Origin of the sequence: Agromyces sp. NPDC056965, from assembly GCF_042673425.1 — a bacterium.
Taxonomy (GTDB): domain Bacteria; phylum Actinomycetota; class Actinomycetes; order Actinomycetales; family Microbacteriaceae; genus Agromyces.
This window is the reverse complement of the sequence record NZ_JBHURI010000033.1, coordinates 25,351-44,869: the sequence shown is the minus strand read 5'-3', so window position 1 is coordinate 44,869 and position 19,519 is coordinate 25,351. Positions and strand designations below refer to the sequence as shown.

Genomic DNA, 19,519 nt, shown 5'->3' with positions numbered 1-19,519 from the left:
CGTTCGGCCTGCGCTCGCGTGCTGTGCGCTGGTCGGCACCAGTGCCTACTGGGTCTCGTGCGTCGGTCCTCGTTCCGTTCTCAGCGCTCGGTCACGGTCCCGTTCCTGATGTGCAGGCGACGTTCGGCCCGCTTCGCGACCGCCGAGTCGTGCGTCACGACGATGAGCGTGAGGCCACGGTCGCGCCAGAGCCCCTGGAGCAGGTCCATGATGTCGTCGCGGGTCTGCTCGTCGAGGTTGCCGGTCGGCTCGTCGGCGAGCAGCACGTCGGGCTCCTTCACGAGCGCCCGTGCGATCGCCACGCGCTGCTGCTGGCCGCCCGACAGCTCGCTCGGAACGTGGCCGCCGCGGTCGCCGAGACCCACCGACTCGAGCGCTTCGGTCGCACGCCGACGCCGCTCCTCGGCCGGCGCCCCGAGCGGCTCGAGCGCCGTCTCGACGTTCTCGAGCGCGGTGAGCGTGGGAATCAGGTTGAACCCCTGGAAGACGAACCCGATCTCCTTCGCCCGGATGCCGGCGAGCTTCCGATCCGGCAGGTGCGACAGCTCGGCCTCGCCGAGTGCGACGCGCCCGGCGCTCGGCCGGTCGAGTGCGCCGAGCATCTGCAGGAGGGTCGACTTGCCGCCGCCGGTCGGCCCCTGGATCGCGACGAGCTGCCCCTTCGGGATCGTCAGCGAGACGTCCTCCAGGGCGGTGACGCGGCGCTTGGACTGCGCGTAGGTCTTCGAGACGTGTTCGAGCGTGTACATGCTGGTTCCTTTCGTGGGGGGTTCGGTCGTCATGCGACGCTGCGGAGGGCTTCGGCGGGGCGCAGCTTCGCGGCCCGCCATCCGCCGAACGCGCCGGCGACGAGGCCGCCGAGGATCGCGAGTCCGATGGCGATCACGATGACGCCGACGGTGACGGGGGCGTGCAGCACGACCTCCGCGGATGACGCGGCCGATTGCACCGCGCCGGCGAAGCCGCCGCCCGGGCCGCCGCCCCGAATGGCCATGTCGCCGCCGCCGGGGCCGCCCGCGACCACTTCGGAGCCGGCGCTGCCGCCGATCGTCGGGGCGATGAGGTTCACCGCCCAGATCCCGGCGAGGCCGAGCACGAGGCCGACGGCGCCGCCGATGAGACCCTGCACGAGCGACTCGCCGGCGACCTGGCCGACGATGCGGCCGTTCGACCAGCCGATCGCCTTCAGGGTTCCGAACTCGCGGGTGCGGCGGGTGACGCCCTGGATGGTGAAGAGGATGGCGATCAGGAACGCCGCGACGAGCACCGCGAGCGAGACCCAGAGCCCGAGGTTCGAGATGAGGCTCGACGCGCTCGCCAGGGAGCCCGACACGGAGGCGGCGAGGTCGGACTGCGTCGACACCGTGGCGTCCGGCAGCGCCTCCTCGATCTCGGCCTGCACCGCGTCGATGCCGTCGGCGGATTCGGCCTGCACCGAGATGCTCGAGATCATGCCCTCCTCGCCCGAGATCGACTGCGCGAGGTCGAGGGGGAGGTAGACGTTCGCGGCGGTCGCCGCCTCGGCGGAGGTCGACGAGACGGTGCCGACGATCTCGAACTCCGTACCCCCGACGTCGATCGTGTCGCCGACGGCGAGCTCGGCGCTCGTAGCGTAGCTCGCGTCGATCACGGCAACGGCCTCACCGGTGTCGGATGCCTCGAGCCCGCGCCCATCGGCCAGCTCGACCGCCGAGAGGGGGCCGACGGCGGCCGACGCAGGGTCGAGGCCGAGCACGGTGAAGCTGTCGACGTCGAAGGCGCTGCCGCCGGCGCCGTCGAAGCCGCCCTGCGGCGGGGCCGCGGGCTGTTCGCCGTCGGAGGGCATCTGGTCGGTGCTGTCGGTGGACTGTCGGAACTCGGGCAGCTCGCCGTCGAACGTCGTGTTCGTGAGCGAGAGGGTGGCCGATGCCGCGGCCACGCCGTCGAGCCCCTCGATCGACGCCAGGGCGTCCTGGTCGAAGGTGGTCCCGCCGAATCCCGCGGAGAGGCGCGACTGGCTGATCTCCGTCGAGCCGTCGGTCGTGGTGCCCGCGTCGGCGCCGAACTCGAACCGCGGACCGCCGCCCTCGCCCTCCGCGGGCGGCGTCGGAGCCTGCGACACCGTGAGGTCGGTCCCGACGCCGTAGACGGATTCGAGCACGGCGGCCTGGGCGTCGCGCACGCCGGTGGAGACCGAGTTCACGATCATGACGAGCGCGATCGCGAGCGCCATGCCGATCGCGATGATCGCGGTCTGCCTGCGGCGCCCGGCGAGTTCGCGCCGGAGGTAGGTGAAGAACATGTTTTCCTCAGAGGTCGGGGGAGACGCTCGGAGCGAGCGCCGATCGAGACGGTAGGGGCGAGGGCTGTGGGCGGACGATGGCCGGCCTATGAGTCGTCCATGCCGCGCAGCATCCAGTCGTCCATGCCGGGCAGCATCCACTCGTCCATGCCGCGCAGCATCCACTCGACGAAGTCATAGGAAACGCATAGCTCGGCGCGGATACTGGAGACATGAGCAGCAACGCCCCAGCGACCCCGCACCGCGCCCCCGCCATCGCGAAGGGCGACGGCTCGATGGTGCGCGTGCTCGTGGTCGACGACGAGCACTCGCTCACCGAGCTGCTCAAGATGGCCCTCAAGTACGAGGGCTGGGACGTGCGCACCGCGAGCGACGGTCAGTCGGCGGTGAAGATCGCCCGCGAGTTCCGTCCCGACGCGATCGTGCTCGACATCATGCTCCCCGACATCGACGGCCTCGAGGTGCTGCAGCGCGTTCGTGCCGACGGCACCGAGACGCCCGTGCTCTTCCTCACCGCCAAGGACTCGCTCGACGACCGCATCGCCGGCCTCACCGCGGGCGGCGACGACTACGTCACGAAGCCCTTCAGCCTCGAAGAGGTCGTGGCGCGGCTCCGCGGACTCATCCGTCGCTCGACGCTCACGCTCGCCCAGGCGAAGGACCCGGTGCTCGTCGTCGGCGACCTCACGCTCGACGAGGACTCCTACGAGGTCACCCGCGGCGGCACGCCGATCGAGCTGACCGCCACCGAGTTCGAGCTGCTGCGCTTCCTCATGCGCAACCCCCGTCGCGTGCTCTCGAAGGCGCAGATCCTCGACCGTGTCTGGAGCTACGACTTCGGCGGCAAGGAGTCGGTCGTCGAGCTCTACATCTCGTACCTGCGCAAGAAGGTCGATGCGGGTCGTGAGCCGATGATCCACACCGTGCGCGGCGCGGGCTACATGCTGAAGGCCGCCGGATGACGCGGCCCGGCGATCCCGGCTACGCGGCGTCCGCCCGGGCGAACGCGACCGGCGCGACGCCGGCGGTCGACGACGTCGACTGGGAGCTCGACGATGCCGAGCGGGTCGACGACCTCGACGATCTCGATCGCCTCGCCGCCGCGCCGTCGACGGACGCTCGCCGACCGCGGCTGCCCTGGACGCTCCGCCGCCGGCTCCTCGTCATCGTCGCCGCCCTGCTCGTCGCGGTGAGCGCCGCGATCGGCGTCGTGACGGTGCTCGTCTTCCACTCGACCTCGGTCGACCGACTCGACGCGAGCCTGCGCGACACCGCCTCACGGGCGACCGATGTGGCGCCGCCGGGCTTCCCCGCCGACCCGAGGGCGACCGTGCTCGAGTTCCTCCGCGTGCCGGGCCAACCGGTCGGCACCGTCGGCGTGCTCGTCGCGGGCGACACGGTGGTCGGGGTCTACATCTCGGAGACCGGGGAACTGCTCGAACCCAGCGGCGGTGCCACGCGGGCGTTCGCCGCGGTGCCGCCCGACGGGCGGCCGCACACCATCACGGCGGGCGGCATGGGGGAGTACCGCGCGCTCGCCGTGGAGACGCAGTCGCAGCCGCAGGTGCGCTCCGTGCTCGCGCTGCCGCTCGCCGACGTCAACGCCCAGTCCACGCAACTCGCGCTCACCGTGGCGATCGTCGCGGCATCGGGACTCGTGCTCGCCCTCGCCCTCGGCTCGGTCGTCGTGCGGCGCGCGCTCAGTCCGCTCGCGGAGGTCACGGCGACCGCGCAGCGCGTCTCGGAGCTGCCCCTCGACCGCGGCGACGTCGCGCTCGCGGAGCGGGTCGCCGATGACGACGAACGCACCGAGGTCGGCCGACTCGGCGGCGCGTTCAACCGGATGCTCGGGCACGTGGCATCCGCCCTGTCCGCCCGCGAGGAGAGCGAGCAGAAGGTACGCCGCTTCGTCGCCGACGCGAGTCACGAACTGCGCACGCCGCTCGCCTCGATCCGCGGCTACGCCGAACTCACGAGGCTGCACGGCGGCGAGCTGCCGCCCGACGTCGTGCACGCGATCGGCCGCATCGAGAGCGAATCCGTGCGCATGACCGAGCTCGTCGAGGACCTGCTGCTGCTCGCGCGGCTCGACGAGGGTCGCGAGCTCTCGGCGCTGCCCGTCGACCTCAGCCGAGTGGTCGTCGAGGCGGTCGGCGACGCGCAGGCGGCCGGACCGGGTCACGACTGGGAGGTGCGCCTTCCGGACGGCGCGACCGTCGTCGTCGGCGATGAGCCGCGCCTGCGGCAGGTCGTGACGAACTTGCTCGCGAACGCCCGCGTGCACACGCCCGACGGCACGTCCGTGGTGGCCTCGCTCGAGCGCCGCGGCGACGACGTGGTGCTGATCGTCGAGGACGACGGCCCCGGCATTCCGCCCGCGCTGGCCGACTCGCTCTTCGAGCGCTTCGCCAGGGGCGATTCGTCGCGTTCGCGCATCGCCGGCAGCACCGGCCTCGGGCTCGCGATCGTGAAGGCCGTGGTCGAGGCGCACGACGGCGAGGTGTCGGTGACGAGCGAACCCGGTCGCACGGCGTTCGTCGTCGCGCTCCCGCTCGCCCCGGCGTCCGACGCGGGGAGCGCCCCGACCCGTTGACGAACGAAGGCCCGCACCCCTGGGGGTGCGGGCCTCGCTCGTGATCGGTGACCTGGGCTCAGGCCTCGGCGATGCTCCGGAGCAGTTGCGCGAAGCCGCGCAGCTCGGCTTCGGGCCGGTCGAGCAGCACGCTCCGCAACCGCTGCTGGTTGCGATCGCGCACCTCGCGGACCCGCTCCTCGGCGACCGGCGTCGCCACGAGCACGCGCACGCGCCCGTCGCGCTCGTCGGCGCGGGTCTCGACGAGTCCGAGCTCCTCGAGCATGCGCACCTGGCGGCTCACCACGGACTTGTCCATCTCGAACATCTCCGCGAGCACGTGCGCGTTGGCGGAGCCGTGTCGCACGATCGTCGAGAGCAGCTTGTAGGCCGCGGGCTGCAGGTCGGGGTGGACCTGCTGCGCCGCCTCCTTCCAGATGAGGCGGGCCCGGCTGAAGAGCACGCTCATCTGCTCCTCGACTTCGGCGATGGCCTCATCGAGGGCTGGGGATGCCTCGGTCACGATGGTCATGTTATCGGTCGCCGCCTGTGGAGGAGGCGTCGGCGGCACCGCGCGACCCGGCGGTCGTCTTCGCGGTGCCCTCGGTTGCGGCTTCCCCGTCGACGAGCTGCATCGACGACGTGACCGGTGCGCCGATCTCGGCTTCGGCGAGGTCGATCGCGACCTGCTCGAACTCCTCCTTCAGCTGCTCGGCCGAGGTCTTGGTCGAGAGCGCCTTGTTCGGCAGGAACGCGATCGCGATCACGCTCAGCACCGCGAGCGGCACGGCCAGCCAGAAGACATCGGCGATGCCGTTGCCGTAGGCGTTCTCGATGATCACGCGGATGCCGTCGGGCAGCTGCGACACGTGGGGGATGCCGCCGCCGGCGAGGCCCTTCAGCGCCTCGACCTCCTCGGGCGAGGTGGGCGTGAAGCCCTTCAGGCCCGAGGTGATGTGCGTCGTGACCTGCGTGGCGAGCAGCGAGCCCATGATGGTGACGCCGATGGTGCCCGCGATCGTGCGGAAGAAGTTCACGTTCGAGCTCGCGGCACCGAGCTGCGAGGCGGGGGTGTCGTTCTGCACGACGAGCGTGAGGTTCTGCATGACCATGCCGAGGCCTGCGCCGAGCACGACCATGTAGACGCTGACCCAGAGGTAGTCGGTGTCGTAGTCGAGGGTCGTCATGAGGTAGCTGCCGACGATGACGAGCAGCGACCCGAGCACCATGAAGCGCTTCCACTTGCCGAACTTGCTGATGAGTGCGCCGATGAGGATCGAGGCGCCCATCTGGCCGACGATCATGGGGATCGTCATGAGGCCCGACTCGGTCGGGGTGGCGCCGCGCGCGAGCTGGAAGTACTGCGCGAGGAAGACGCTGGTCGCGAACATGGCGACGCCGATCGAGACCGAGGCGATGACCGAGAGCGTGAACGTGCGGTTCTTGAAGAGCGTCATCGGAACGATCGGCTCCGCGACGAAGAACTCGGTGATGACGAAGCCGATGATGGCCGCAGCGGAGACGCCGATCATGACGTAGCTCGTCATCGAGTCCCACTCGAACTCGCTCCCGCCGAGGGAGACCCAGATGAGCAGCAGCGAGACGCCGACCGTGAGCAGCGCGATGCCGAGGTAGTCGATCTTCACGGGGCGCTTCGGCATGGGGGGCAGGTGCAGCGTGCGCTGGATCACGATGAGCGCGATGATCGCGAGCGGCACCGGGAGGAAGAAGTTGGCGCGCCAGCCCCAGGCGTCGGTCACGACGCCGCCGAGCAGCGGGCCGCCGATGGTCGCGACGGCCATGATGCCGCCGACGAAGCCCATGTACTTGCCGCGCTCGCGCGGCGAGATGATGACGGCGATGAGGATCATGACGAGCGACATGAGGCCGCCCGCGCCGAGGCCCTGGATCACGCGCACGGCGATGAGGGTCGTGGTGTCCTGGGCGAAGCCGGCGATCGCCGTGCCGACGACGAACAGGCTGATCGCCGAGATGAGCAGCACCTTGCGGTTCACGAGGTCGGCGAGCTTGCCCCAGATCGGGGTGGAGACGGCCATGGCGAGCAGGCTCGCGGTGATGACCCAGGTGTAGGCGGTCTGGTCGCCGCCGAGGTCGGCGATGATGAGCGGCATCGAGGTCGAGACGACCGTGCCGGAGATGACGGCGACGAACATCGCCACGACGAGGCCGGAGATCGCGACGATCACCTCGCGCGGGGTGCGTTGCGCCGGCGCGGCCGGCACCGAGCCGGTCGTGGGCTGGTCTGCCACAGAAGTCACGTGTTTCCTTACGTCATACAAGTTGATATTCGACAACTATATATAATTGGTTGCATTGAGTCAACCTTGGACATTGGTCAACTATTCCCGCCGTGCGAAAATGATCGAGCGGATGTCGCACGCCGCCGATTTGGCGGAGCGCGCGACATCCGTTAGCCTGTACGGAGCCGAAGACCGCTGGTCGTCGTGCCCGCAGAGATGTGGGTCGACCGAAGTCTTGCGAAAGCAAGGGCCCGCGCAGGTGTGACGAAGACTTTCCGATGCAATCGGGCCAGGCTCCGCGCAACTGCGCCGGAGCCTTTTTGCTGCCCGCAGACCTCGTCACGTGAGCCGCGATCCGAAGCCGTGCACCGCCACCGCGATGCATGTTGAGTACACAAGGAGTGGCCATGGCGAACAAGGAAGCCTCGGTTGCCGAACTCACGAACCTGTTCGAGAGCTCGACTGCCGTTCTGCTGACCGAATACCGCGGCCTGACGGTTGCCCAGCTCAAGCAGCTGCGCGGCAACATCCGTCAGGACGCGAACTACGCCGTGGTGAAGAACACGCTGACCAAGATCGCCGCGAACAACGCGGGGATCACGACGCTGGATGCCGACCTCGTCGGCCCGTCCGCCGTCGCCTTCGTGCACGGCGACTTCGTCGCCACCGCCAAGGCCGTTCGTGACTTCGCCAAGGCAAACCCGAATCTTGTGATCAAGGGCGGCGTCTTCGAGGGCAAGGCCCTCAACGCCGACGAGGTCAACAAGTACGCCTCGCTCGAGAGCCGCGAGGTTCTGCTTGCGAAGGCAGCGGGAATGATGAAGGCGACGATGGGCAAGGCTGCCGCCACCATCGACGCGCTTCGCGAAAAGCTGGAGACCGCGGCCGCGTAAGCGCCCGACGTTCTCGTTCTACAACCCCGAAAAATCTAGGAGATACATCATGGCGAAGCTCACCACCGAAGAGCTGCTCGAGCAGTTTGCCGGCCTGACGCTTGTCGAGCTCAGCGAGTTCGTGAAGGCGTTCGAGGAGAAGTTCGAAGTCACCGCTGCCGCTCCCGTCGCCGTTGCCGGTGGCGCTGGCGCTGCTGCTGAAGAGGTTGAGGAGAAGGACTCCTTCGACGTCATCCTCGAGGCTGCCGGCGACAAGAAGATCCAGGTCATCAAGACCGTCCGCGAGCTCACCTCGCTCGGCCTCGGCGAGGCCAAGGCCGTCGTCGACGGTGCTCCCAAGGCCGTGCTCGAGGGCGCGAACAAGGAGACCGCCGACAAGGCGAAGGCTGCCCTCGAGGAAGCCGGCGCTACCGTCACCCTCAAGTAATCCGTGCCCTCGAGAGGGGGCTCGAACTTGAGGTGACTCGCGTCACCTGATTCACACGGATGCCCCGTGGCTCGCATGAGCCACGGGGCATCCGTCGTTCGCGGCGAACCCGGCCAGCCAGTTCCATAGCCAAGCTATGTATACTGGTGGCATGACCCAGCTCGACCTCCCCACCGTGATCGGAGACCTCGTCTCCGTGAACCACCGACTCACCCGGCTCGCCGCGACGGTGACGGGCAACACCGAATCGCCCGCCGTCTGGCGCACCCTCAGCGTGCTGCGAGACCTCGGCCCGATGCGGCTCGGCGAGCTCGCGAAGGTCAGCCGCGTCACCCAGCCGACGATGACCAAGCTCGTGCACGCGCTCGACGACCGGGGATGGATCCGCCGCATCGTCGACCGGGACGATGCACGGGCGATGCTCATCTCGGCCGATCCCCGCGGGCTCGCCGCGCTCGACGCCTGGCGGAGCGAACTGGCGAACTCCCTCGCCCCGACGTTCGCCGACCTCGACGACGACGAGCTGCAGACGCTCGCGACGGCGGTCGAGATCGTGCGCACGCGACTCGAGCGGTCTCGCGCCGCACTGGTGGAGGCCGCTGCGGGCGCCGAGGGCGTCGCATGAGCGTCGACACCAGGGCGGTTCCGGCACAGGCCGGCCACGCGGCATCCGGAGCCTCGATCCTCAAGCAGCCCAAGGCCGTCTGGGCCGTCGCGTTCTCGTGCGTCGTCGCGTTCATGGGCATCGGCCTCGTCGACCCGATCCTCCCCGCGATCGCCGCCGACCTCGAGGCGACGCCGACCGAGACCGAGCTGCTCTTCACGAGCTACCTCGTGATCACGGGCATCGCGATGTTCTTCACGAGCTGGATCTCGAGCCGCATCGGCGCCAAGCGAACCCTGCTCATCGGCCTCGGCGTGATCGTCGTGTTCGCCACGCTCGCCGGCCTCTCGGGCGACGTCGAGTCGATCATCGGCTTCCGTGCCGGGTGGGGCCTCGGCAACGCGCTCTTCATCTCGACCGCGCTCGCGACGATCGTCGGCGCTGCGGCCGGCGGCAGCAGCTCGGCGATCATCCTCTACGAGGCGGCCCTCGGCCTGGGCCTCGCGATCGGCCCGCTCGTCGGCGGCCTGCTCGGATCGTGGAGCTGGCGCGGCCCGTTCTTCGGCACGGCGGTGCTCATGGCCGTCGGCTTCATCGCGATCGTCACCCTGCTGCGATCGGATGGCACGGAGAAGCCGGTGCCCACGAAGCTCTCGGCTCCCTTCCGAGCGCTCGCCCGACCGGCACTCGGCATCCTCGCCGCGGCGGCGCTGTTCTACAACATGGGCTTCTTCGTGCTCCTCGCGTACACCCCGTTCGCCCTCGTGCCGCTCGGCATCCACAGTGCCATCGCGCTCGGCTTCGTGTTCTTCGGATGGGGCGTCGCGGTCGCCGTCACCTCGGTCTGGGTCGCGCCGCTGCTGACCGCGCGCATGCGCCGCACCCGGGTGCTCTGGTTCGTGCTGCCCCTGCTCGCCCTCGACCTGCTCGCCCTCGCCGCCTTCATCGGCTCGGCCGTCGCGGTCATCGTGTGCGTCGTCATCGGCGGACTCCTGCTCGGCATCCTGAACACCGTGCTCACCGAGTGCGTGATGGATGCGACCGACCTGCCCCGCTCCGTCGCGTCGAGCGCCTACTCGGGTGTGCGCTTCCTCGGCGGGGCGATCGCCCCGCCCGCTGCGACGGTGCTCGCCGCGACGGTGTCGCCGTCGAGCCCGTTCATCGCCGGCGCGATCGCCGTGCTCATCGCCGCGGCGATCGTCGTCATCGGGCGATCGAAGCTCGCCTCCGCCGACGGCGTGGCCGAGACCCCGGCGGGTGAGGCCGAGGCGATCGGCATCGGCGACGCCGCCTGATCGCAAGCGACCGTCGCCTGGGCGCCGCGTCGCCGCTGCGCCGCGGCGTCGGCTTCGTGCTCAGCGCGGGGCGGCCGTCGAGCTCGCGCGCACCACGAGGCGGGTCGGCATGGGGGCGCCGGAATCGGGGAGGGGGTCGGCGACGGCGCCCTCCCCGAGCAGGCGCAGCACGACCTCGACGGCTGAGCGCCCCTGCTCGCCCGGGTACTGCTCGATGGTCGTGAGGTCGAACATCTCGGCGTACTCGTGCCCGTCGACGCCGACGATCGAGAGCTCCCTCGGCACCGCGATGCCGAGTCGTTCGGCGGCGCGGATGGCGCCGAACGCGACTTCGTCGGATGCCGCGAACACCGCGGTCGGCCGCGGACCGGGGTGCCCGAGCAGTTGCAGTGCGGCGCGATACCCGCCCGGCATGGTCATCTCGGCCTCGACGACGTCGCCGGCCGAGGGGGCGTGACCGGCCGCGCCCATCGCCTCGAGGAACCCGTGCCGGCGCCGACCCTGCACCGTGTCGGGCTGCGCGCTCGCGCCGACGCCCGCGAGGTGCGCGATCCGGGTGTGGCCGAGGTGCAGCAGGTGCTCGGTCGCGAGCTGGCCGATGGCCCGGTCGTCGATCGAGAGCCGGGCGGCCGAGCCGCCCGTGCCGCCGAGGCACACGAGCGGCTTGTCGCGGCGATCGAGTGCGGCGACCTCGTGCTCGGCGAGGTCGACGCCCACCGCGATGACCGCGTCGACCCGCTTGCGGGCGAGGAAGAACTCGAACACGCGGGCCCGATCGGGGCCGCTGTCGGAGAGGTTGTAGAGCGTCAGGTCGTAGCCGGCCGCGAGGAGCGATCGCTCGATGCCCTCGAGCACCTCGCCGAAGAACCAGCGGTTGACGAACGGGATGACCACCCCGACGTTCTTGGTGCGCCCCGTGACGAGGCTCGCGGCGTCGGGGGAGGCGATGTACCCGATCTCGGCGGCAGCCGACTCGACGCGACGGCGGGTCTCCTCAGCGACGTAGCCGTTGCCGGTGAGCGCTCGGGAGGCCGTGGCCTTCGAGACGCCCGCGAGGCGTGCGACATCGCCGATCGCGGCCATGCACGCCTCCCCTCGTCGGGCTGCTCCGAGCCAGAGTGTACTGCCCGTTCCGGCGTTTGTGGAACCGTTTCCGGCATGAGATGGGCGCGGAGGGCTCCGCGGCGGCGTTGGGATGGGAGCGCTCTCCGCCAGTTCGCGCGGCGACGCGGGGGAGTGGCCGAACCGTGACCTCCCATCCCTTGTGAGGAGGGCGGCGGGTGTTCTAGCGTTGAGGCTGGAACCGGTTCCCGGCTTCGCCTGCACCACATTCACTCGACGAGGAGATGACATGAGAATCAGACGGCATCGCCGTTGGATGGCCCCCGTGGTGGCGGCCGCGGCGGTTGGACTCGCCCTCACGGGCTGCACCGGAGACGTCGCGGAGCAAGACGCCGCCGACGTCGACTGCGCCGACTACGAGCAGTACGGCACGTTCGACGGCAAGTCGGTCTCGGTCGCCGGCACCATCCTCGACCTCGAGGCCGACCGCCTCAGCGAGTCGTGGGCCGACTTCGAGACCTGCACCGGCATCGAGGTCGACTACCAGGGCTCGAGCGAGTTCGAGGCGCAGATCGCCGTGCTCGCCGAGGGCGGCAACGCCCCCGACGTCGGCATCGTGCCGCAGCCCGGCCTCCTCGGCCGACTCGCGGCCGGCGGCTGGCTGATCCCGGCCTCCGAGGCCGTCGAGGCCAACGTCGACGAGTGGTGGTCCGAAGACTGGAAGCAGTACGGCACCTACGAAGACACCTTCTACGCCGCCCCGCTCATGGCGAGCATCAAGGGCTACGTCTGGTACTCGCCGGCCGAGTTCGAAGAGAAGGGGTACGAGATCCCCAAGACCCTCGACGAGCTGACCGAGCTCTCCGAGACGATCGCGGCCGAGGGCGACCACAAGCCCTGGTGCGTCGGCCTCGAGTCGGGTGACGCCACGGGTTGGCCGGGCACCGACTGGGTCGAGGACTACATGCTGCGCCTGCACGGTGCCGATGTGTACGACCAGTGGGTCACGCACGAGATCCCGTTCAACGACCCGCAGGTGGCCGAGGCCTTCGACGCGGTCGGGGCGTACCTGAAGAACGACGACATGGTCAACGGCGGCATCGGAGACGTGTCGACGCAGGTCACCGAGGCGTTCCAGACGGCCGGTCTGCCGATCCTCGACGGAACGTGCTCGCTGCACCACCAGGCCTCGTTCTACGAGACCTTCTGGAACCCCGAGGGCGGCGACGAGAACACCGTCGCCTCCGACGGCAGCGTGTTCGCCTTCCTGCTCCCGCCCGTCAACGCCGACGACCCGCTGTCGGTGACCGGCGGCGGCGAGTTCCCGGTCGCATTCCGCGACGCCGAAGAGGTCGAGGCGTTCCGCGCCTACCTCTCCAGCGACACCTGGGCGAACAACCGCGTGAGCCTCGGCGGTGTCATCAGCGCGAACAAGGGCCTCGACCCGCAGGTCGCCTCGAGTGAGCTGCTCACGCAGTCGATCGAGATCCTGCAGGACCCCGAGACCACGTTCCGCTTCGACGGATCCGACCTGATGCCCGGCGCCGTGGGTGCCGACTCCTTCTGGAAGGGCATCGTCGCCTGGGTCACGGGTGAAGACACCGCACAGGTGCTCGACACCATCGAGTCGAGCTGGCCGAAGAGCTAGCTGGCGCGACTCGGGTGCGAGGAGCATGATCGGAGGGCGGGGATGCGAAATCCCCGCCCTCCGTCACCCGCCTTCGACGACCACTCCGATTTCAATGACGAACATTGGGAGGCACGATGACCACCGCCGATCTGCTCGGCAAGCTGCTGCAGGTGGTGATGGGGCTCGCGGTGTTCGCCGCGGTGGTCGGCCTCCTCATCTTCTTCATCGACAAGGCACCGAAGAAGGGCCGCGACTACTGGCAGCTCGGGCTGTTCCTGCTGCCCGCGATGCTCTTCATCGTCGTCGGGCTCGTCTACCCCGCGATCCGCACGAGCCTGCTCGCATTCCAGGACTCGAGCGGTGACTGGACGCTCGACAACTTCGTCTGGACCTTCACGCAACCCGCGGCCATCCGCACGCTGATCAACACGATCATCTGGGTGCTGCTCGTGCCGACGCTCTCGACCGCGATCGGCCTCGCCTACGCCGTGTTCATCGACCGGTCGCGGGGCGAGCGGTACTACAAGGTGATCCTCTTCATGCCGATCGCCATCTCCTTCGTCGGGGCGAGCGTCATCTGGAAGTTCGTCTACGAGTACCGCTCGGGCGACCGGGAGCAGATCGGCCTGCTGAACGCGATCGTGACCGCCGCCGGCGGCGAACCCGTGCAATGGCTGCAGACCGACCCGATCAACACCTTCCTGCTGATCGTCATCATGATCTGGATCCAGACCGGCTTCGCCATGGTGCTCCTGAGCGCGGCCATCAAGGGCGTGCCCACCGAGCAGATCGAGGCGGCCCAGCTCGACGGCACCAACGGCTGGCAGCGCTTCATGAACGTGACGGTGCCCGGCATCCGCGGCGCGCTCGTCGTGGTGCTCACGACGATCTCGATCGCCACGCTGAAGGTCTTCGACATCGTCCGCACCATGACCGCCGGAAACTTCAACACGAGCGTCATCGCCAACGAGATGTACACCCAGGCGTTCCGAGCGAGCGAGGTCGGGCGCGGGTCGGCCCTCGCCCTGATCCTCTTCGTGCTCGTGCTCCCGATCGTCATCTACAACGTCAATGTGCTCCGCAAGCAGAGGGAGATCCGATGAGCAGCGTCGCCCCCGCCGACCTCCCGGTCGGCGAGAACCTCGGTTCGATCGAAGCCGCCGAGCGCACTGAGTACGGCACGAAGACGGGGCGGGTGAAGAAGCGGCTGACCTCGCGCACCGCGACGATCATCTCCCTCATCATCGCGGTGCTCTGGACCATCCCGACCTTCGGGTTGCTCGTCTCGTCGTTCCGGCCGGCGGAGCTGATCCGCACCACCGGCTGGTGGACGATCTTCCAGAACCCGGGCTTCACGCTCGACAACTATCGCGACGTGCTGTTCTCGACATCGTCGTCGTCACCGCAGCTCGGCGCGTACATCGTGAACTCGATCGCCATCGCGCTGGTCGCGACGCTGATCCCGCTCGTCTTCGCATCGATGGCCGCCTACGCGTTCGCGTGGATCCGCTTCAAGTGGGTCAACTGGCTCTTCATCTTCGTGTTCGCGCTGCAGATCATCCCGTTGCAGATGGCCCTCGTGCCGCTGCTGCAGATCTTCTCGACGTGGCTGCGGCCGATGCAGGCGTGGTTGCACGACATGGTGCCGATCATCCCCGAGCAGAACTATCTGCCCCTGTGGCTCGCGCACTCGATGTTCGCGCTTCCGCTCGCGATCTTCCTGCTGCACAACTTCATCTCCGAGATCCCGTCCGACGTCATCGAGGCGGCGCGGGTCGACGGCGCGACGCACGGCCAGATCTTCTTCCGCATCGTGCTGCCGCTCGCGACCCCGGCGCTCGCATCGTTCGCGATTTTCCAGTTCATCTGGGTGTGGAACGACCTGCTCGTCGCGCTGATCTTCTCCGGCGGCACGCAAGACGTCGCTCCACTCACGCAGCGGCTGGCCGAGATGGTCGGCACGCGAGGCCAGGACTGGCAACGGCTCACGGCGGCCGCGTTCATCTCGATCGTGATCCCGCTCGGCGTCTTCTTCGGGTTGCAGCGCTACTTCGTGCGCGGCCTGCTCGCGGGCTCGACCAAGGGGTAGACGAAACGACGAGAGCGGATGCCGCAGGCCAGGGCCGGCGGCATCCGCTCTGCTCTGCTCGCGGCGAACGCCGGGCTCGCCTGCGAGGGCCCGGCATAGGGTGATGCCATGAGCATGCACGGGGGAGGCCCACGCGGCGGCGGAGGCGGTGGCGGCGGTGGTCGCGGCGCGGGCGGCAGTGGCGGCGGCGGTTCCCGCCGGGTGTTCGCCGCCGACGAGGCGGCGCAGCGAGCCGCGAACGCCGAGGCGCCGCAGGTGCCGAACCTGCTCGGTCGCATCGCCGAGCTGTTCGCCCCGCACAAGGCCGCGCTCGTCACGACGATCGTGCTCGTGCTCATCGGCGCGGCGCTCGCCATCATCCCGCCGCTCCTGACCCAGCGCGCGTTCGACGACGGACTGTTCCCGGTCGATGCGAACGGCGAGGTGTCCGGCCCGAACCTGCCGGTGCTGATGTGGCTCGTCATCGCGATGATCGCCGTCTTCGTCGTCTCGGCGCTGCTCGGTGTCTGGCAGACATGGCTCACCGCGACGATCGGCAACAACGTCATGGGCGCCCTGCGCGTGCGGCTCTTCACGCACCTGCAGGCGATGGAGCTGAGCTTCTTCACGCGCACGAAGACTGGTGTCATCCAGTCGCGGCTGCAGAACGACGTCGGCGGCGTCGCGGGCGTGCTGACGAACACCGTGTCGAGCGTGCTCGGCAACACCGTCACCGTGATCTCGGCGTTCATCGCGATGCTGATCCTGAACTGGCAGCTGACGATCATCGCGCTCGTGCTCATGCCGTTCATGGTCATCGCGCAGCGCAGGGTCGGCCAGGTGCGGGCGCGCATCGCGGGCAGGACGCAGGAATCGCTCTCGGAGATGACGGCGATCACGCAGGAGACGTTGAGCGTCTCCGGCATCCTGCTGTCGAAGAGCTTCACGCGGCAGAAGAGCGAGATCGAGCGCTACGCCGACGAGAACCGGAACCAGATCCACCTGCAGGTCAAGCAGCAGATGACGGGCCAGTGGTTCTTCGCGATGGTCAACATCTTCATGTCGTCGATCCCCGCGATCGTCTACCTGGTCGCCGGGTGGCTCATCGCCGGCGGCGCGGCGGATGTCACGGCGGGCACGATCGTCGCGTTCACGACCGTGCAGGCGCGCCTGCTGTTCCCCCTGATGGGGCTCATGCGGGTGGCCCTCGACCTGCAGACCTCGAGCGCCCTCTTCGCGCGCATCTTCGAGTACCTCGACCTGAAGCCGGCGATCACCGACACGGCCGATGCCCGCGAGGTGCCGCTCGGCCCCGAGCTCGGACGCGTCGAGTTCGATGAGGTGTCGTTCCGCTACCCCGATGCCGACGACGAGTCGCGACCGACGCTCGACGCGGTGAGCTTCACGATCGAGCCCGGGCAGTTCGCCGCGTTCGTCGGGCCGTCGGGTGCCGGCAAGACGACGGTGTCGTACCTCGTGCCGCGGCTGTACGAGGCATCCGGAGGTGTCGTGCGCTTCGCGGGGGTCGACGTCCGAGATCTCGACCAGGAGTCGCTCATCTCCCACATCGGCATCGTGAGCCAGGAGACCTACCTCTTCCACGCCACGATCGGCGAGAACCTGCGGTACGCGAGGCCGGATGCCACGGACGCCGAACTCGAGGCGGCGGCGCGGGCGGCGAACATCCACGAGACGATCGCCTCGTTCCCCGACGGCTACGACACGGTCGTCGGCGAACGCGGCTATCGGCTCTCGGGCGGCGAGAAGCAGCGCATCGCGATCGCGCGCGTGCTGCTGAAGGACCCGGCCGTGCTCGTGCTCGACGAGGCGACGAGCGCGCTCGACACGATCTCCGAGCGCGTCGTGCAGCAGGCCCTCGACGACGCCGCCCGCGGGCGCACGACCATCGCGATCGCCCACCGCCTCTCGACCGTGGTCTCGGCCGACGTCATCTTCGTCGTCGTCGCCGGGCGCATCGTCGAGCAGGGCACGCATGCCGAACTCGTCGACGCCGAGGGCGTCTACGCATCGCTCTACCGGCAGCAGGAGGAACGGTCGGTGCTCGAGCCCTGAGCACCTGGAGCGCCGATTCGGGGGACACGACTTGGGTCGGAGCCCTTGCGGCCGGTGCACCCCTCGCCACTAGAGTGTGGAACATCTTGCCGGGGGGCCGAGAGGGGCGACGTGACGACGACGGAACGTGGGGCGCCGCCCGAGGCATCCGCTGAAGACAGCGCCGCAGCACCGCCGCCGGTCACTCCATCGGGGCCGCGCCGTGCGCCGCGCGACCCGAAGCCGCGCGCTTCCAAGCGGCGCCGGGTCGGGCTCAGCATCCAGTCGAAGCTGCTCATCATGCTGCTCGGTGTGAGCCTCGTCTCGTCGGTCATCGTCGGCGTCATCGGCTTCGTCAGCGGGCGTGAATCGCTGCGTGCCGCCGCGGTCGACCAGCTGACCACGATCCGCGAGCTGCGAACGGGCGAGCTCGAGCGGGTCTTCGAAGGGGTACAGACGGGCGTCACCCTCGACTCGCGCAACCTCAGTGCGCAGAACTCGTCGATCGCGCTGAACGCCGCGTTCGAGGAGGCGCAGTCTCGCCCGCTCACCGAGGCGCAGCGAGGCGAGCTCGAGGCGTACTACGCCGACGAGTTCAATCCCGCCCTCGCGGAGCGCGCCGGCGGCACCTACGCTGCGGGCGCCTTCATCCCCGAATCCACCGCGGGCCAGTACCTGCAGTACCAGTACACCTCGAAGGTGTACCGGTTCCCCGGCGGCGAACTCGACTTCGATGCCGCGCTCGCGGCAGGCGATGCCGGCGACGGCAGCGCGTGGTCGGCGGCGCGTGAGCGGTACGGCGACTACTTCCAGCGCATCATCGACGCCTCGGGCTACGACGACGTGCTCATGCTCGACACCGAGGGCAACGTCGTCTACACCGCGTACTCCGGCCCCGATCTCGGCATGAACATCATGACGGGGCCGCTGAAGGACTCGCAGCTCGCTGCGGCGTATCGGGACGTGATGGCTACGAACTCCGTCGACGCGCTCGCGACGACCGACTACGAGCGGTACATCCCGTCGCTGAACGTGCCCGCCATCTGGGTGGTCTCGCCCGTCGGCAACACGGAGCGGATCACCGGCGCTCTGGCGGTGCAGATCCCCATCGACCTCATCAACAACGTGCTCACGGGTGACGAGCGCTGGAAGGAACAGGGGCTCGGCGACACCGGCGAGGTCTACATCGTGGGCAGCGACGACCTGATGCGCAGCAACTCGCGCCTGCTCATCGAGGATCCCGAGGCGTACGAGAAGCTCGCGGTGGCGAACGGCACGCCGTCCGATCTCGCCGAGCGCGAGGTGCGGGTCGGCGGCACGGTGCTGCTGCAACCCGTCACGACGGACTCGGTCCGGCTGGCCCAGCAGGGCAAGTCGGGCACCACGATCTCGAGGGGCTACCTGGGCCGCGACAACATCACGGCGTACACCCCGGTCGACATCGACGGACTCAACTGGGTCGCGGTGGCGCGCATCGACACCGAGGAGGCGTTCGCCCCGGTCGCCGACTTCACGCGCAACCTCGTGATCTCGACGCTCGCGATCCTGCTCGCGGTGAGCGTGCTCTCGATGCTGCTCGCCCAGGTCTTCACCCGGCCGGTCCGGCGTCTCTCCGAGGCGGTGCGCCGTGTCGCCGGCGGCGATCTCACCGTGCAGGTGCCCGCCGGTTCGCGCGACGAGTTCGGCGACCTCGGCAACGCCTTCAACGACATGAGCTCGAGCCTGCGCATCAAGCAGGAGCTCATCGACGAGCAACGCGCCGAGAACGAGCGCCTGCTGCACACGCTCATGCCCGAAGCCGTCGCGAAGCGCTACCAAGAGGGCGAGGAGACGATCGCCGAGGTGCACCAGGACGTCTCGGTCATCTTCGCGGAGCTCATCGGCTTCGACGACTTCACGGAATCGCTGTCGAGCGACGACGAACTCGCGCAGCTCAACTCGCTCATGCGCGGCTTCGACGAGGCCGCCGAGCGGACCGGGGTCGAGAAGGTGCGCACCCTCCGCGGGGGCTACCTCGCGAGCTCGGGCCTCATCGTGCCGCGGGTCGACAACGTGCGGCGCGCGGTCGAGTTCGCGAATGAGCTGCGCACGGTCATCGCACGGTTCAACGCCTCGAACGACGCATCGATCGAACTGCGTGCCGGCATCGCGACCGGCACCGTGACGAGCGGACTCGTCGGCCGCACGAGCCTCGCCTACGACCTGTGGGGCGACGCCGTGAACCTCGCCTACCGGGTTCGCAGCGTCGACGGCCGACCGGGCATCTACGTGAGCCAGGCGGTGAAGGACCGCCTGCAGGACGGCGTTCGCATCGTCTCGGCCGGCACGATCGAGACCGCCGACGGCGCCGAGACCGTGTGGCGGGTGGAGTAGC

The 19,519-nt window shown here is 69.3% G+C and carries 16 protein-coding genes; 11 read left to right on the top strand and 5 right to left on the bottom strand.

Annotated features, from left to right (window positions below):
• Window positions 1–80 precede the first annotated feature (80 nt).
• Both ACFTQE_RS10405 and ACFTQE_RS10400 read right to left on the bottom strand, forming a co-directional pair.
• Window positions 81–749 carry an ABC transporter ATP-binding protein gene (locus tag ACFTQE_RS10405; RefSeq protein ID WP_376924991.1) on the bottom strand — a complete coding sequence of 223 codons (669 nt, stop codon included), beginning with the start codon at window positions 747–749 and terminating at the stop codon, window positions 81–83.
• Window positions 750–778: 29 nt separating this feature from the next.
• A complete protein-coding gene (locus tag ACFTQE_RS10400) occupies window positions 779–2,281 on the bottom strand; it encodes an ABC transporter permease (RefSeq protein ID WP_376924990.1) in 1,503 nt (500 codons plus the stop codon).
• Between the two features lie 212 nt (window positions 2,282–2,493).
• Here ACFTQE_RS10400 and ACFTQE_RS10395 point away from each other — a divergent pair, with 212 nt between their 5' ends.
• Together ACFTQE_RS10395 and ACFTQE_RS10390 are read left to right on the top strand one after the other, a co-directional pair.
• A complete protein-coding gene (locus tag ACFTQE_RS10395) occupies window positions 2,494–3,243 on the top strand; it encodes a response regulator transcription factor (RefSeq protein WP_376924989.1) in 750 nt (249 codons plus the stop codon).
• Window positions 3,240–4,874, top strand: coding sequence for a sensor histidine kinase (locus tag ACFTQE_RS10390; RefSeq protein ID WP_376924988.1), 1,635 nt, complete (start codon window positions 3,240–3,242; stop codon window positions 4,872–4,874). Before ACFTQE_RS10395 ends, ACFTQE_RS10390 begins: the two co-directional genes overlap by 4 nt.
• A gap of 58 nt (window positions 4,875–4,932) precedes the next feature.
• Here ACFTQE_RS10390 and ACFTQE_RS10385 read toward each other — a convergent pair whose 3' ends face one another.
• The gene (locus ACFTQE_RS10385) at window positions 4,933–5,385 is read right to left on the bottom strand and encodes a MarR family winged helix-turn-helix transcriptional regulator (protein ID WP_376924987.1); all 453 of its coding nucleotides are present in this window, start codon (window positions 5,383–5,385) and stop codon (window positions 4,933–4,935) included.
• Window position 5,386: 1 nt separating this feature from the next.
• Window positions 5,387–7,132, bottom strand: a complete 1,746-nt coding sequence (locus ACFTQE_RS10380) for an MDR family MFS transporter (RefSeq protein WP_376924986.1) — start codon at window positions 7,130–7,132, stop codon at window positions 5,387–5,389.
• A 389-nt stretch (window positions 7,133–7,521) separates the two neighbouring features.
• On the opposite strand from ACFTQE_RS10380, the gene rplJ reads away from it, so the two are divergent.
• From rplJ to ACFTQE_RS10360, 4 genes are all read left to right on the top strand, one after another.
• Window positions 7,522–8,007 (top strand): 50S ribosomal protein L10, encoded by a 486-nt coding sequence (rplJ, locus tag ACFTQE_RS10375; RefSeq protein WP_376924985.1) that lies wholly within the window; start codon window positions 7,522–7,524, stop codon window positions 8,005–8,007.
• A 49-nt stretch (window positions 8,008–8,056) separates the two neighbouring features.
• A complete protein-coding gene (gene rplL / locus ACFTQE_RS10370) occupies window positions 8,057–8,434 on the top strand; it encodes a 50S ribosomal protein L7/L12 (RefSeq protein WP_376924984.1) in 378 nt (125 codons plus the stop codon).
• A gap of 151 nt (window positions 8,435–8,585) precedes the next feature.
• On the top strand, window positions 8,586–9,059 hold the full coding sequence (locus tag ACFTQE_RS10365; RefSeq protein WP_376924983.1) for a MarR family winged helix-turn-helix transcriptional regulator: 474 nt from the start codon (window positions 8,586–8,588) through the stop codon (window positions 9,057–9,059).
• Complete coding sequence (locus tag ACFTQE_RS10360) at window positions 9,056–10,333, top strand: MFS transporter (RefSeq protein WP_376924982.1); 1,278 nt, start codon at window positions 9,056–9,058, stop codon at window positions 10,331–10,333. Before ACFTQE_RS10365 ends, ACFTQE_RS10360 begins: the two co-directional genes overlap by 4 nt.
• A gap of 60 nt (window positions 10,334–10,393) precedes the next feature.
• Here the strand turns inward: ACFTQE_RS10360 and ACFTQE_RS10355 are convergent, their stop codons facing one another.
• A complete protein-coding gene (locus ACFTQE_RS10355) occupies window positions 10,394–11,416 on the bottom strand; it encodes a LacI family DNA-binding transcriptional regulator (RefSeq protein WP_376924981.1) in 1,023 nt (340 codons plus the stop codon).
• A gap of 268 nt (window positions 11,417–11,684) precedes the next feature.
• Between ACFTQE_RS10355 and ACFTQE_RS10350 the strand changes: the two genes are divergently transcribed.
• The 5 genes from ACFTQE_RS10350 to ACFTQE_RS10330 all read left to right on the top strand — a co-directional run bounded on the left by ACFTQE_RS10350 (window position 11,685) and on the right by ACFTQE_RS10330 (window position 19,518).
• Window positions 11,685–13,043 carry an ABC transporter substrate-binding protein gene (locus tag ACFTQE_RS10350; protein WP_376924980.1) on the top strand — a complete coding sequence of 453 codons (1,359 nt, stop codon included), beginning with the start codon at window positions 11,685–11,687 and terminating at the stop codon, window positions 13,041–13,043.
• A 116-nt stretch (window positions 13,044–13,159) separates the two neighbouring features.
• Window positions 13,160–14,128: a carbohydrate ABC transporter permease gene (locus ACFTQE_RS10345; RefSeq protein ID WP_376924979.1), complete on the top strand. Its 969-nt coding sequence runs from the start codon at window positions 13,160–13,162 to the stop codon at window positions 14,126–14,128.
• Window positions 14,125–15,114 carry a carbohydrate ABC transporter permease gene (locus ACFTQE_RS10340; RefSeq protein ID WP_376924978.1) on the top strand — a complete coding sequence of 330 codons (990 nt, stop codon included), beginning with the start codon at window positions 14,125–14,127 and terminating at the stop codon, window positions 15,112–15,114. Before ACFTQE_RS10345 ends, ACFTQE_RS10340 begins: the two co-directional genes overlap by 4 nt.
• A gap of 114 nt (window positions 15,115–15,228) precedes the next feature.
• Window positions 15,229–17,166: an ABC transporter ATP-binding protein gene (locus ACFTQE_RS10335; protein WP_376924992.1), complete on the top strand. Its 1,938-nt coding sequence runs from the start codon at window positions 15,229–15,231 to the stop codon at window positions 17,164–17,166.
• A gap of 111 nt (window positions 17,167–17,277) precedes the next feature.
• Window positions 17,278–19,518, top strand: coding sequence for an adenylate/guanylate cyclase domain-containing protein (locus tag ACFTQE_RS10330; RefSeq protein ID WP_376924977.1), 2,241 nt, complete (start codon window positions 17,278–17,280; stop codon window positions 19,516–19,518).
• The last annotated feature ends 1 nt before the right edge of the window (window position 19,519 follow it).